Here is a 12,766-nt window from a genome sequence, read left to right on the forward strand (position 1 = left end):
GATCAAGCAGGAGATTGACGCGCGTAGAAGTCGGGGGAACGACTGTTCACTCATTTCTGCGTGCGTTTCCGCGTGCGTTTCTACGCGCGTCATACGCGCTGCACGCTCCACCCTCGTCCCGGCACCCACGTATGTCCCCGGAGGGATCCCGTTGCCGAGCAAGAAGTCCGCGCGCGTCGCCGCGCTCACCGTCGCCGCCGTCTGTTCCGCGGCGTCCACCGTCGCCCTCACCTCGCCCGCGCACGCGGACACGGTGGCGATCCATGACATCCAGGGCACGACCCGGATCTCGCCGTACGCCGGCCAGGCCGTCACGGGGGTGGCCGGAATCGTCACCGGCGTACGCACCTACGGCTCCTCCAGAGGCTTCTGGATCCAGGATCCGAACCCGGACGCCGATCCGGCCACCAGTGAGGGCGTCCTCGTCTTCACCAGCTCCACCCCGAAGGTCGCGGTCGGCGACGCGGTCACCGTGAACGGCACGGTCTCCGAGTACGTGCCCGGCGGCACGTCGTCGGGGAACCAGTCCGTCACCGAGATCACCAAGCCGACGGTGACCGTCGTCTCCGGCGGCAACGCCGTCCCGGCCGCCACGGTGATCGACGCGCGGTCGGTGCCGGCCGCGTACGCCCCGGCCGGCGACAGCGCCGCGAACAACTCGATCAACGCGCTCACCCTGGAGCCGAAGAAGTACGCCCTGGACTACTACGAGTCCCTGGAGGGCATGAACGTCCAGGTCGCCGACGCCCGGGTGGTCACCGCCACCGACCCGTACAGCGAGCTGTGGGTCACGGTGAAGCCGCACGAGAACGCCAGCCGGCGCGGCGGCACGGTGTACGGCTCGTACACCGCGCAGAACACCGGCCGGCTCCAGATCCAGTCGCTGGGCGCGACGGCCGACTTCCCGGCCGCGAACGTCGGCGACACGCTGACCGGCACGACCGCGGGCCCGCTGGACTACAACCAGTTCGGCGGCTACACGCTGGTCGCGAACGCGCTCGGCACGCTGAAGAGCGGCGGCCTGGAGCGGGAGACGACCCAGAAGCAGAAGAAGGGCGAGCTCGCGGTCGCGACGTACAACGTCGAGAACCTCGACCCGTCCGACACCACGTTCGCGGCGCACGCCTCCGCGATCGTGAACAACCTGCGCTCGCCCGACATCGTGTCCCTGGAGGAGATCCAGGACAACACCGGCGCGAAGGACGACGGGACGACCGCGGCGGACGTCACCGTGACCAAGCTGATCGACGCGATCGTCGCGGCGGGCGGTCCGGCGTACGACTGGCGTTCGATCGCCCCGGCGAACGACACGGACGGCGGCGAGCCGGGCGGCAACATCCGCCAGGTGTTCCTGTTCAACCCGCAGCGGGTGTCGTTCACCGACCGCGCGGGCGGCGACGCGACCACGGCCGTCGGGGTGGAGAAGGTGCGCGGCAAGGCGCGGCTGACCGTGTCCCCGGGCCGGATCGACCCGGCGAACGCGGCCTGGAACGCCAGCCGCAAGCCGCTGGTGGGCGAGTTCGTCTTCCGGGGACAGACGGTCTTCGTGATCGCCAACCACCTCAACTCCAAGGGCGGCGACCAGGCGCTGCACGCGCAGTACCAGCCGGTGGTGCGCAGCTCGGAGGTCCAGCGCCACCAGCAGGCGACGCTGGTCAACGGGTTCGTCAAGGACCTGCTGAAGGCAGAGCGCACCGCGGACGTCATCGCGCTCGGCGACATGAACGACTTCGAGTTCTCCGACACCGCGAAGATCCTCGAGGGTGACGGCGAGCTGTGGTCGGCGATCAAGTCGCTGCCCAGGAACGAGCGGTACAGCTACGACTACCAGGGCAACCAGCAGGTGCTGGACCAGATCCTGGTCAGCCCGTCGGTGCGGCGGTCCTGCGACTTCGCGTACGACAGCGTGCACATCAACGCGGAGTTCCACGACCAGATCAGCGACCACGACCCGCAGGTGCTGCGCTTCGCGCCGTAACCCGGCCCGGTCACCCCGTCAGGAGGCCTGGCTGTACACCGCGTCCAGCCAGGTCCGCCAGGCGCTCTCGTTGGCCTCGGCATCGGCGTCCGCCGCGAAGTCGTGGACGCTGATGCCGACCGGGGCGCCCCAGTGGTTGCGTCCGAAGACGCGGATCAGGGCGTCGTCGGTGCGCAGTCCGATGAAGTAGGGGTTGCGGTAGTCGAGCACGGCGTCGAACTCCTTCGGACCGCGCACGGTGACCCGGGCGCCCTCCGCGGCGTCCTCGGCCAGGCCGAGCGCCCGCTCGACCTCGGTGAGCGCGCCGGGGGCGGTCGACGCCTCCGGCCCGTCGAGCTGGGCGAACGTGACGGGGCGGGGCGCGAAGTGGGTGAGGTACTCGCGCAGGGTGTGCAGATAGAAGTCGGTGTGCCGGCTCGCCCCGTCGTACTGGTTGTCCCAGTCGTCGGTGAAGATCCCGCTGTGCACGTACCGCACCCAGGCGCGCCGGCCGCCGTCGCGCGCCTCGATGACGTGCTCGAGCTGGTTCAGGCTCTGGATCGGGATGCCGACGTCGTCGCTGCGGATGACGAGGTGGTGCGGGGCGTCGTACGCCGTGACGGTGGACCCGAAGGCCGCCGTGCCGCCGACCTTGGGCTCCGGGGCCTCCATCGGCCACAGGTACGCGCCGGTGCCGTGGGTGATCGCCTCCCACACCTCCTCGGGCGTGGCGTCGACCTCGAACTCACGGACGATCTCGAATTCCTTGGACATCTTCAGCTCCTGGACTGGTCTCACGGGTGGGGATGTTCGGGGTCCTGCGGGGTGACCGCGGGCGGTTCGGGGTCCTGCGGTTTCGGCGTGGGATGGACGGCGACGACGATCCGGTGGTCGCGGCCGCCCTCCGCGTCCGGGGAGTCGTACCTGCGGACGAGGGCGGCGACCCCCGCCGTGAGTTCCTCGATGAACGCGGCGCGGTCGGCGGCGGAGGCGAAGCGGACCTCGCCGTCCAGGGCGTAGGTCGCCAGCCGCTTGCGGGCCTTCGCGGCTCCGGTGATCAGCGAACCGACGTCCCGCACCAGACGCGCGCCGAGCGCGAGCAGCCAGCGCGCGGAGAGCTGGTCGCGGAAGCGGTCGGGGTCCGGCTGCACCTCGGCGAGGGCGAGCGGCGAGATGACGTACGAGGCGGCGGTGGCCCGCATCAGCCGCTCGGTGACATTGCCCTTGCGGCGCTCGCCGGCCAGTTCGACCAGGCCGTGCCGCTCCAGGGCCTTCAGGTGGTAGTTCACCTTCTGCCGCGGCAGGCCGACCTTCCCGGCCAGCATCGCCGCCGAGGCGGGCCCCGCGGCCAGCTCGGCCAGCAGCCTGGCCCGTATGGGGTCCAGCGAGACGGCGGCGGCCTCGGGGTCCTCGATCACGGTCACATCCAGCATGCGTCCACCGTCTCACCGAAAACTTTTTTTGTCCAGGAGGGGTAAGTTTTCGGTGAGGCGGCAGGTACCGGGTGCGGGTGAGTCGTGGCTGGTCGCGCAGCTCCCCGCACTCATCAGCATCACTTAGCGATATCTCGTAGCAGATTTAAGTGGAGCTTCACTGTGAGGATGCCGAGACTGCTGTCATGACATACGCGGCTTCCCTGACCCCACCCTTCGGCCGAGCCCTCTGCGCGATGGTCACGCCCTTCACCGCGTCGGGTGCGCTCGACCTCGACGGGGCGCAGCGGCTCGCCGCGTGGCTGGTGGAGCACGGCTGCGACGGACTGGTGCTGTCCGGCACGACCGGCGAGTCGCCCACCACCTCGGACGCCGAGAAGGCGGAGCTGGTCACGGCCGTACGGGAGGCGGTCGGTGACGGGGTCCCCCTCGTCACGGGCGTCGGCACCTTCGACACCCGGCACACGGTCGCACTCGCCCGGTCCGCCGAGCAGGCCGGCGCCGACGGGGTGCTCGTGGTCAGCCCGTACTACAGCCGGCCCCCGCAGGACGCCCTGGAGGCGCACTTCCGGGAGGTCGCCGACGCGTCCGGGCTGCCCGTGATGCTGTACGACATCCCCGGCCGCACCGGCACCCGGATCGAGCCGGAGACCCTGCTGCGGCTCGCCGGGCATCCGAGGATCGTCGCCGTGAAGGACTGCTCCTACGACTTCCTCGGCGCCCAGAAGGTGATCGGGGAGACCGGGCTGGCGTACTACGCGGGATGCGACGAGCACAATCTCGCGCTGTACGCGGTGGGCGGCGCGGGGTACGTCAGCACCGTCGCGAACGTGGTGCCGGCACAACTGCGCGCCGTCCTGGACGCGTTCGAGGCGGGCGACACCCCCGTGTCCGCCCGCCTCCAGCAACGCGCCACCCCTCTCGTCTCCTCGATGATGGCGGCGGGTCTGCCCGGCGCCGTCACCGCCAAGGCGCTCCTCGGAGCGCTCGGTCTGCCCGCGGGCCCGGTCCGCGCCCCGCTGCGCCCGGCGGACCGCGCGGCGGTCGACGGACTGCGGGACGCCTACGAGCGCTGCGTCGCCTGACGTCGGGGACCGTCATCGGTCCGCGAACACCGGGTCCCAGCGGCCCAGGGTGCCGTCCTTCGTCGAGCGGAAGTCGCTGAGCGGGACCACCTTGTCGCTGTGGAGCGTGACCAGGACGAGCCGCTGGTGGAACTCGTTGCCGTCCTTGCCGATGTCCCAGGCGACCAGCGAGTCGTCGCTCGCCCAGGCGAGCAGCTGCTGACCGTGCGTCTCGGTGATCTGCCGGCCGGTCCTGGGGTCGAGGATCCAGGAGGACGTCTTGTACTTCTTGCCCGCGAAGTCCCCGGCGAGCAGGCTGCCGTCGGGCGAGAGGCCCGCGTCGACGTACCAGCGCTGGTACTTCGCGTCGGCGGGCGGAGCCACCTCGGTGCCGTCCCGGTCGTAGTACTGGTAGCCCGGATCCATCGGCCTGCCGGACCAGACGAGGCTGCCGTCACGGCTGAAGGCGAAGTCCTGGCGGGGGTTGATCATGTCGTCGGAACCGACACCGCCACCCGCGCCGACCTCGCTCCACGGCTCCGCCTTCCCGGACGCCACGTCGATCACGGAGAAGCCGGTGCGGTGCGAACGTGTCTCCACGGTCACCTCGCCGCCCCCCTTCAGCTTCTTCGGGATGGGCCTGAGGTCCGGGTTCTCGCTGTACGTCGTCGCGACGAGCTCCCGTCCGTCGCGGGAGAACGCGAGCCCGCCGACGGTGTGGTCGACCTCGATCCACCGCTTGACCTCGCCGCTCGCCAGGTCGAGCAGGCCGATCCGGCTCGCGGGCAGGTTCTGCTCCAGGACGGCGGCGGTCTTCAGCCCCGGGGCGACGGCGACCCATGACCACTTGGTGGTCTTCACGTACTTCTTCGTCACCGGGTTCAGCAGCCAGTACGTGCGGGTCGCCACCTCCGTCTCCTTGGACCGCGCGACCTGGACCGTGCCGTAGTACGCGGCCAGCGCCGTCCGCCCCGCGGCGATCAGATCGCTCGGCATGGACTGGTCGGGGTGCGCCTCGGTCCGGTGCGGCTGTGTGACGTCCGCGGGGCGTACGTCCCTCGTCCCGCCCGATTCCAGCATCGGCACCGCGACGGAGACCGCCACCACGGCGGCGACCGTGGCCGCCGTCGACACCAGCCTGCGGGTACGGCGGCGCCGGCGCAGCCCCAGCACCCGGTCGGCGAGGCCCGGTGCGGCCGGCGTCTGCCCCTCGGCCTGTTCGCGCAGGGAGTCACGCACGAGTTCGTCGACGTTCACGGACGCACCTCCACGGGCGAGAAGTCACGGGACGACGGCTGTTCGACGTCCGCGGGACCGAGGGCGGCGAGTTCCGGCGCGAGGGAGCGCAGCCGGGCCAGGGAGCGGTGGGTGGTGGACCGTACGGTGCCCACCGAACAGCCCAGGATCCGGGCCACGTCGGCCTCCGGGAGATCCTCGAAGTAGCGCAGCACGAGGACGGTGCGCTGGCGGGCGGTCAGCCGGGACAGGGCCGCGCGCATCAGGAGGCGCAGATCGGCGGCGGACGAGCCGTCCGGGTCGGCGCCGGGTTCCGGCGGCTCGGCGACGCTGACCTCACGTCGGCGCCACTTCAGCCGCCAGCGGCTGACCTGCTGGCGGTACAGCACCTGTCGTACGTACGCCTCGGGTTCGTCGATGCGGTGCCAGCGGCCCGCGGCCTTGGCCAGAGCGTTCTGGAGCAGGTCCTCGCCGGCGTGCCGGTCGCCGCCGCTGAGCAGGACGGCGGTCCTCAGCAGCGCGGACGACCTGCTGTCCACGAAGTCGCGGAAGCTCTCCAGTCCCTCGGCATCCATCGTCACCTTCTCTGCCCCCGGAGCGGACCCGCTGCCCGATCCCTCTGCCCCCTGTGACGCGTCCGGACGGGCGCCGCTATGCCTGTCGGCACGGAAATAATTCCGCCGCCCCGGGAAGGGGACTGCCCTACGGTGGCCGCATGAGCCGTCCGCTGCTGTTCCTCGACGTCGACGGGCCGCTGAACCCGTACGCCGCCAAGCCCGAGCGGCGCCCCGACGGCTATACGACGATCAGGGCGTCCGTGCGACCGGGGCGGCCGTTGCGGGTCTGGCTGCACCCGGGACACGGGGCGGCGCTGCTGCGGCTTCCCTACGAGCTGGTCTGGGCCACGACCTGGATGTCCCTGGCCAATCGCTGGATCGCGCCGGTGGTGGGGCTGCCCGACCTCCCCCACGTCGACTTCGGCCCGGACCTCCTCGCCGAGCGGACCGACGGCGTCCACTGGAAGACGGAGACCCTCGTCGCCCATGCCGCGGGCCGCCCCTTCGCCTGGGTCGACGACGAACTCACCCCCACCGACACCGACTTCGTCACCACCCACCATCCCGCCCCCGCTCTGCTGCACCACGTGAGCCCACGCGTGGGCCTGCGGGAGGAGGACTTCGAGGCGCTGCGGGAGTTCGCGCGGGGGCTGGGCGGGGGGTTCCGGGGGCGCTGCGGCTCGCCGAGGCTGCCGTCATGACCGACGACCCGGTGGTGTTCCTCCGCGCGCGCCTGGACGAGGAGGCCTAGCCGGCCCTGCGCTGTGGCGGGGCCGGGTCCCGTGGCGCGTGGACCGCGCGCGGGGACGCCGTCGACTTCGGCCCGGTAGGGATCACGGGGTTCCCTCCCGCGGTGGCGCGGCATGCGACCCTGCATGATCCCGCCCGCGTGCTGCGCGAGGCCGAGGTCAGGCGGCGGGTACTGAACCGCCACACGCCCAGTCCGGCCGAAGGCGACACGACGTACGGATTCACGGCACGGCTCGCCTGTGCGCTCGATGAGTCCGACCGGGGGGACTGTGTGAGGGCGGGAGTGGCCGAGGCGGGCGAGGTGGAGCTGGGCGGCGAGGCGTCGGCCGCGCATCCTGGCGTACGGGCGCCCGGATGCGCGGCCGAGGCCGGTCGAGCTGTAGCCCCCTGCCCCGCGTGGGTCAGTTGTGGCTGTGGAGGATGTCGTTCAGGCCGCCCCAGACCGCGTTGTTCGGGCGGGCCTCCACCGTGCCGGTGACCGAGTTGCGGCGGAAGAGGATGTTCGAGGCGCCGGAGAGTTCGCGGGCCTTGACGAGCTGGCCGTCGGGCATCGTGACACGGGTGCCGGCGGTGACGTAGAGGCCGGCCTCGACCACGCACTCGTCGCCGAGCGCGATGCCCACGCCCGCCTCGGCGCCGATGAGGCAGCGCTCGCCGATGGAGATGATGACGTTGCCGCCGCCGGAGAGCGTGCCCATCGTGGAGGCGCCGCCGCCGATGTCCGAGCCGTCGCCGATGATCACGCCGGCCGAGATGCGGCCCTCGACCATCGAGGTGCCGAGGGTGCCGGCGTTGAAGTTGACGAAGCCCTCGTGCATGACCGTGGTGCCCTCGGCGAGGTGCGCGCCGAGGCGGACACGGTCGGCGTCGGCGATCCGGACGCCCTTGGGGGCGACGTAGTCCGTCATGCGCGGGAACTTGTCGATGGACGTCACCTGGAGGTGCAGGCCCTGCGCGCGGGCGTTCAGGCGGACCTTCTCCACGTCGTCGACGGCGACCGGGCCGAGGGAGGTCCAGGCGACGTTGGCGAGGTGGGCGAAGATGCCGTCCAGGCTCTGGCCGTGGGGGCGGACCAGACGGTGGGAGAGGAGGTGGAGGCGGAGGTAGACGTCGTGCGCGTCGAGCGGCTTGGCGTCGAGGGAGGCGATGACCGTACGGACCGCTACCACTTCCACACCTCGGCGGGGGTCCGGGCCGATGGCCGCGGTCGCGCCGTCGCCGAGGAGCTCCGCGGCCCGGTCGGCGGAGAGGCGCTCGGTGCCGGAGGGGCCGGGGTCGGTCACGAGCTCGGGGGCCGGGAACCAGGTGTCGAGGATCGTGCCGTCGGCGGCGAGGGTGGCGAGGCCGGTGGCCACCGCGCCGGTGGTGCTCGGAGCAGTCGTATCGGTCATAGGAAAAACCTAACCGGACGAAGAGTGCGGAGGCCAACCAGCGGGGCATTGTCTCAGGTAGCGGGCCAAGGGGGCGGCAGGTCGGGGGAAGCCGCCGGCTGTCAGCCGACCGCCTGCTGGGTGCTGTCGGTCCGGGGCGCTTCCTTCAGCTTCCCCTTCTCGCTCGCTCGCGGTGCGCGGCGGGCGGTGGTCAGTACCGCCGCTCCCGCCAGTGCCGCGAGGGTCGCGCACAGGGGCCACAGGGTGGTCGGGTGTGCTGCGTAGAGGGTGCCGCCCAGGGGAGCCGCCAGGACCACGCCGGTGATCGACGCGCCCGCGTAGAGGGACTGGAAGCGGCCCTGGACGTGGGCTGGGGCCTCGTCCGCCATGTAGGCGGTGGCCGTGGTCTTGTAGAGGAGTTCGCCGAGGGTGAGGAGGGTCATCATGACGGCCGCCGTGGTGATGCTCGCGCCCAGGAGGAGGGTCGCGTAGCCGGCGCCCACCAGGAGGAGGCCCGTTCCGACGATGCGGAGGGGGGCGTGGCGGCGCAGGGCCAGGGCCGCCGGGAGTTCCAGGCAGAGGAGGACCGCTCCGTTGACCGCCAGGAGTGCGCCGTACACGCCCGTGTCCATGTGGTGGTCGGCCAGGTAGAGGGGGAACGTGCTGTATTGCTGGCGGTAGACGATGTCGGTGATCACTATCGCCAGGAGGAGGGTCAGGACGGCCGGGCGGGTGCGCAGTTCCGGCCAGAGGCCGCCCGTCTCGTGGCGGGGTGCGCGGGGGTGGGGAGTGGTTCCGGCGGGGAACACGCGGGCCGTCCACGCCGCCAGGGCCAGGCTGCCGATGCCCTCGGCCGCGTACAGGTAGTCGTAGGAGAGATGGGTGGCCACGAAGGCGCCCAGGACGGGGCCGATGGTGAAGCCGCCGTTCGCCGAGGCCCGGATCAGGGCGAAGGCCTGGCGGCGGGCCCCGTCGGGGACGATCACCGCCACGAGCGCGGCGTTGGCGGCGCGCTGGACCCCGGCGGTGTACTGGGCCAGGGGGAGGACGGCGTAGAGGGCGGGGGTGGGGAGGGCGGGGACGGCGGCCAGCAGGGCGCCGGAGGCGGTCGCGGCGGTGAGGAGGACGCGGCGGTGGCCCAGGTGGTCGCCGTACCAGCCGCCGGTGAAGTTGCCCGCCAGCAGGCCGGTGCCGCCCAGGCCCACCAGGAGGCCCGCCTCGCCGGGGCTCAGGGCGCGGGGGCCGGTCAGGTAGAGGAAGACGAAGACGAAACTGACGCTGACGGTCATGTTGGCGAACGTGCCGGCCGCCAGCAGCCATACCGGTCGCGGTAATTCCCTCAGTCCTCGCACCCGTCCCCCTTGAGTGAGTTCCTTTTGGGAACTCACTGTGTCAGCATGACAGCCTCGCGTCAATGGAGAGGGGAGGCCTGTCATGGCCCGCAGGACGAGCCTCGAGGACTCCACCTGTGCGATCGCGCAGGCCCTGGACGTCGTGGGCGACTGGTGGACGCTGCTGATCGTGCGGGACGCCGCGCGCGGGGTGCATCGGTTCGACGCGCTGCAGGGTGAACTCGGTCTGTCCCGCAAGGTGTTGACCGAGCGGCTGCGGCTGCTCGTGGAGGCCGACGTGCTGGTGCGGGTGCCGTACCAGGAGCGGCCCGTGCGGTACGAGTACCGGCTCACCCCCAGGGGGCGCGCACTGCTGCCGGTGCTGGTGGCCCTTCAGGACTGGGGGGACGCCTGGGTGCTGGGGGACGGGGAGACCACGGCCACGGGCGAGGAGGCGTCCGCCGAGGGGCGGCGGGTGCACGCCCTCGCAGGGACGCGGGTGCCGGAACTGCGGCTCGTCGACGATCGGGGGGAGCTGCGGGATCCGGTCGACGACGCGTCGCCGTACACCGTTCTGTACTGCTTTCCCGGGGCCTTCGCCCGGGGGGCGTCCTATCCGCCCGGTTGGGGCGACATTCCGGGGACCGCGGGGTGCACGCTGGAGTCGTGCACCTATCGGGACCGGAGAGAGGAGTTCCGGGAGGCGGGCGCCGCCGTACGGGGCGTGTCGACCCAACGGGCCGACGAGCAGCGGGAGTTCTCCGCGAAGGAGGGGCTCGGGTTTCCGTTGCTGTCCGATGCGGAGCTGTCGTTCATCGGCGCCCTGCGGCTGCCCACGTTCCGGGCGGCCGGTGCCACCCGGCTGAAGCGGCTGACGCTGGTGGTGGACCGGGAGCGGGTGGTGCGGGACGTGCAGTATCCGGTGACCGACGTGGCGGGGAGCGTGGCGGCCGCGCTCAGTGCGGTCCGGCGGTTGCGGAGGGGTGCGGAGGAGGAGAAGGGGGCTACGGGGACAGAGGGGACGGGGGGATGAGGCGGGAGAGTGCCTCTCGGGCGTACTCCTCGTCGTAGGGGGTGTCGGTGAGGAGGACCTGGAGGCAGATGCCGTCCAGGAGGGCCACCAGGGCACGGGCCGTCAGCGGATCGGTGCGCGGGGCCAGGAGGGCGGCCATCGCGTCGGCCCACTCGGCCGCCACCGGGCGCAGGGCGGGGCGGCGCAGGGCGGCCAGATAGAGCTCGTACTCCAGTTCCACGCCGGTGCGGTCGCCGGCCAGCCATTCGCCGAGCCAGGCCGCCAGTTCGGTGGGCAGGTCGGCCTGTGGGTCCGAGAGGGCGCCGCGGGCCGCGACCACCTTGGCGAAGCCCTCGTTGGCCTGGCGCAGGGCGGCCGTCATCAGGTCGTCGAGGGTGGTGAAGTGGTACGTGGTGGAGCCCAGGGGGACGTCCGCCTCGGCCGCCACCGAGCGGTGGGTGAGGCCGGCCAGACCCTTGCGGCCGACCACGCGGATCGCCGCGTCGATGATCCGCTGGCGGCGCTCGGGGTCGTAGCGGCGGGCCATCAGTGCGCACCACCGAGGTTCAGGACCACCACTCCGCCGATGATCAGGACTATTCCGGCGATCTTGGTGACGGTGAGGGACTCACCGAAGAGGGCGAGGCCGAGGACGGCGATGGTCGCGGTGCCCGCCCCGGACCAGATCGCGTACGCCGTGCCGATCCCGACCGACTTCAGGGTCTGGGAGAGAAGGAGGAAGGAGACGGCGTAGCCCACCGCCGTCAGCAGCGTGGGCCAGAGCCTGCTGAAGCCCTCGCTGTACTTCATGGCGGTCGTCGCGGCCACCTCGGCGGCGATGGCTCCGGAGAGCGTCAGGTATCCCATGTGTACGAGCGTACACAACGAATGGGGGTGATATGTACGGACGTACGCATGCAACCTGCGGACAGCTACGAAAGCGTTATCGAAAGCGCTCACTCAAACGGCTGAACGTGAGCCACAGCGTCCACTACTGTTTCACCGTTCATACACCGGGCCATCGCAGGCCGCGGCCGCCGTCAACAGCGCCGCTGGAGGAACTAGCGCATGCCAATCAACAAGTCCCGGCCGCCCCAGGAGCAACCATGGGAGAACGGCTGGGCCCCGGACACCTCCCGGGCCCCCGGAACCCGACGGCTCTGGCTGGCCGGCGGACTCGCCGTGGCCACCGTCGTCGCGTGCGTGACCGCGATCGCGGTCAACGACCGGGATTCCGGCGGGAGTTCGGAAGCACGTGAGGGGCGGGCCCTGTCCGGCGACCCCGACTCGGACGGGCTGATCTCGTTCGCCACGCCCTCGGTCTCCGCCGACGGCACCGCCTCCTCCACGGCGGGCGGCCACCAGGGCACCGACAGCCCCTCCCCGTCCGTCTCCTCCTCGCCCTCGGCGGCCGGAGAGGCCTCCCCGGGCGCCGACGAGACGGACGGCAACGGCAGCCCCACGCCGCACACCTCGGGCAAGGCCTCGACGTCGCCGACCCCGAAGACCTCCGAGCCCGCGCCGACCAGCTACGAACGGTCGGTACAGTCGGTCAACTACCCGGACCGCTACTGGCATCTGAGCAGCGGTCTGGTCAAGCTCGACCCGCTGCGCGGCTCGGAGTCCCGCGAGGACTCCACGTTCACCGTGGTCAAGGGGCTGACGGACAGCTCCTGCTACTCCTTCAAGACGGACGACGGCCGGTACCTGCGGCACCGCAACTTCGTGCTGCGCGCCGACAGTTACGACGGCTCCTCGCTGTTCAAGCAGGACGCCACCTTCTGCGCCCGCTCCTCCTCCTACTCCGGTGCCGTCATGCTGGAGTCGGTGAACTACCCGGGCCGCTATCTGCGCCACAAGGACTTCCAGGTCCGCCTCGACACCTACCAGAACAGCCAGCTGTTCCGCTCCGACTCGGCGTTCAGGTTCGTGGCCGGACTGGGCTGAGGCCTCGGACATACGACGAAGTACTCCCTTCCCGGCAGTACCCGGGATCAGGACCCGGTGCTGCCGAACTCACGCTCCAGGGAGGCGATCTGGTTGGAACCGAGACCGC

The 12,766-nt window shown here is 71.5% G+C and carries 14 protein-coding genes; 6 read left to right on the top strand and 8 right to left on the bottom strand.

Features of this window, described 5'->3' with window-relative positions:
* The first annotated feature begins 151 nt into the window (after positions 1 to 151).
* Entirely contained in the window at positions 152 to 1,978 is a 1,827-nt protein-coding gene (locus tag ABZ490_RS25105; protein WP_358993880.1) for an endonuclease/exonuclease/phosphatase family protein, read from the top strand.
* An 18-nt stretch (positions 1,979 to 1,996) separates the two neighbouring features.
* Here the strand turns inward: ABZ490_RS25105 and ABZ490_RS25110 are convergent, their stop codons facing one another.
* Together ABZ490_RS25110 and ABZ490_RS25115 are read right to left on the bottom strand one after the other, a co-directional pair.
* Positions 1,997 to 2,731 (bottom strand): SRPBCC domain-containing protein, encoded by a 735-nt coding sequence (locus ABZ490_RS25110; protein ID WP_358993883.1) that lies wholly within the window; start codon positions 2,729 to 2,731, stop codon positions 1,997 to 1,999.
* Between the two features lie 20 nt (positions 2,732 to 2,751).
* Positions 2,752 to 3,390, bottom strand: a complete 639-nt coding sequence (locus tag ABZ490_RS25115) for a winged helix-turn-helix domain-containing protein (RefSeq protein ID WP_358993886.1) — start codon at positions 3,388 to 3,390, stop codon at positions 2,752 to 2,754.
* A gap of 185 nt (positions 3,391 to 3,575) precedes the next feature.
* On the opposite strand from ABZ490_RS25115, the gene dapA reads away from it, so the two are divergent.
* Entirely contained in the window at positions 3,576 to 4,475 is a 900-nt protein-coding gene (dapA, locus tag ABZ490_RS25120) for a 4-hydroxy-tetrahydrodipicolinate synthase (protein ID WP_358993889.1), read from the top strand.
* Between the two features lie 12 nt (positions 4,476 to 4,487).
* On the opposite strand, the gene ABZ490_RS25125 is transcribed toward dapA, so the two are convergent.
* Together ABZ490_RS25125 and ABZ490_RS25130 are read right to left on the bottom strand one after the other, a co-directional pair.
* Positions 4,488 to 5,711, bottom strand: a complete 1,224-nt coding sequence (locus ABZ490_RS25125) for a WD40 repeat domain-containing protein (RefSeq protein ID WP_358993892.1) — start codon at positions 5,709 to 5,711, stop codon at positions 4,488 to 4,490.
* The gene (locus ABZ490_RS25130) at positions 5,708 to 6,265 is read right to left on the bottom strand and encodes a SigE family RNA polymerase sigma factor (RefSeq protein WP_358993895.1); all 558 of its coding nucleotides are present in this window, start codon (positions 6,263 to 6,265) and stop codon (positions 5,708 to 5,710) included. The genes ABZ490_RS25125 and ABZ490_RS25130 overlap by 4 nt, the downstream gene beginning before the upstream one ends.
* Positions 6,266 to 6,405: 140 nt before the next feature.
* On the opposite strand from ABZ490_RS25130, the gene ABZ490_RS25135 reads away from it, so the two are divergent.
* Both ABZ490_RS25135 and ABZ490_RS25140 read left to right on the top strand, forming a co-directional pair.
* Entirely contained in the window at positions 6,406 to 6,948 is a 543-nt protein-coding gene (locus ABZ490_RS25135) for an HAD domain-containing protein (RefSeq protein ID WP_358993898.1), read from the top strand.
* Between the two features lie 56 nt (positions 6,949 to 7,004).
* Positions 7,005 to 7,475 (top strand): DUF6221 family protein, encoded by a 471-nt coding sequence (locus ABZ490_RS25140; RefSeq protein WP_358993947.1) that lies wholly within the window; start codon positions 7,005 to 7,007, stop codon positions 7,473 to 7,475.
* Here the strand turns inward: ABZ490_RS25140 and dapD are convergent.
* The gene (gene dapD / locus ABZ490_RS25145; protein WP_358993901.1) at positions 7,399 to 8,388 is read right to left on the bottom strand and encodes a 2,3,4,5-tetrahydropyridine-2,6-dicarboxylate N-succinyltransferase; all 990 of its coding nucleotides are present in this window, start codon (positions 8,386 to 8,388) and stop codon (positions 7,399 to 7,401) included. The genes ABZ490_RS25140 and dapD overlap by 77 nt on opposite strands.
* A 101-nt stretch (positions 8,389 to 8,489) precedes the next feature.
* Positions 8,490 to 9,719: an MFS transporter gene (locus ABZ490_RS25150; protein WP_358993904.1), complete on the bottom strand. Its 1,230-nt coding sequence runs from the start codon at positions 9,717 to 9,719 to the stop codon at positions 8,490 to 8,492.
* Positions 9,720 to 9,801: 82 nt separating this feature from the next.
* On the opposite strand from ABZ490_RS25150, the gene ABZ490_RS25155 reads away from it, so the two are divergent.
* Positions 9,802 to 10,731: a winged helix-turn-helix transcriptional regulator gene (locus ABZ490_RS25155; RefSeq protein WP_358993907.1), complete on the top strand. Its 930-nt coding sequence runs from the start codon at positions 9,802 to 9,804 to the stop codon at positions 10,729 to 10,731.
* On the opposite strand, the gene ABZ490_RS25160 is transcribed toward ABZ490_RS25155, so the two are convergent.
* The gene (locus tag ABZ490_RS25160; protein WP_358993910.1) at positions 10,703 to 11,257 is read right to left on the bottom strand and encodes a TetR family transcriptional regulator; all 555 of its coding nucleotides are present in this window, start codon (positions 11,255 to 11,257) and stop codon (positions 10,703 to 10,705) included. The genes ABZ490_RS25155 and ABZ490_RS25160 overlap by 29 nt on opposite strands.
* Positions 11,257 to 11,577, bottom strand: a complete 321-nt coding sequence (locus ABZ490_RS25165; RefSeq protein ID WP_358993913.1) for a multidrug efflux SMR transporter — start codon at positions 11,575 to 11,577, stop codon at positions 11,257 to 11,259. The genes ABZ490_RS25160 and ABZ490_RS25165 overlap by 1 nt, the downstream gene beginning before the upstream one ends.
* 201 nt (positions 11,578 to 11,778) lie before the next feature.
* Between ABZ490_RS25165 and ABZ490_RS25170 the strand changes: the two genes are divergently transcribed.
* Positions 11,779 to 12,657, top strand: coding sequence for an AbfB domain-containing protein (locus ABZ490_RS25170; RefSeq protein ID WP_358993916.1), 879 nt, complete (start codon positions 11,779 to 11,781; stop codon positions 12,655 to 12,657).
* Positions 12,658 to 12,766: the final 109 nt, after the last annotated feature.

The organism is Streptomyces sp. NPDC005811, from assembly GCF_040630405.1.
Taxonomy (GTDB): domain Bacteria; phylum Actinomycetota; class Actinomycetes; order Streptomycetales; family Streptomycetaceae; genus Streptomyces.

Coding starts and splice junctions, on each gene's coding strand:
- ABZ490_RS25110 (WP_358993883.1), bottom strand. CDS start 2,731: ATGTCCAAGGAATTCGAGATCGTCCGTGAGTTCGAGGTCGACGCCACG.
- ABZ490_RS25115 (WP_358993886.1), bottom strand. CDS start 3,390: ATGCTGGATGTGACCGTGATCGAGGACCCCGAGGCCGCCGCCGTCTCG.
- dapA (WP_358993889.1), top strand. CDS start 3,576: ATGACATACGCGGCTTCCCTGACCCCACCCTTCGGCCGAGCCCTCTGC.
- ABZ490_RS25130 (WP_358993895.1), bottom strand. CDS start 6,265: ATGGATGCCGAGGGACTGGAGAGCTTCCGCGACTTCGTGGACAGCAGG.
- ABZ490_RS25135 (WP_358993898.1), top strand. CDS start 6,406: ATGAGCCGTCCGCTGCTGTTCCTCGACGTCGACGGGCCGCTGAACCCG.
- dapD (WP_358993901.1), bottom strand. CDS start 8,388: ATGACCGATACGACTGCTCCGAGCACCACCGGCGCGGTGGCCACCGGC.
- ABZ490_RS25155 (WP_358993907.1), top strand. CDS start 9,802: ATGGCCCGCAGGACGAGCCTCGAGGACTCCACCTGTGCGATCGCGCAG.
- ABZ490_RS25160 (WP_358993910.1), bottom strand. CDS start 11,257: ATGGCCCGCCGCTACGACCCCGAGCGCCGCCAGCGGATCATCGACGCG.
- ABZ490_RS25165 (WP_358993913.1), bottom strand. CDS start 11,577: ATGGGATACCTGACGCTCTCCGGAGCCATCGCCGCCGAGGTGGCCGCG.
- ABZ490_RS25170 (WP_358993916.1), top strand. CDS start 11,779: ATGCCAATCAACAAGTCCCGGCCGCCCCAGGAGCAACCATGGGAGAAC.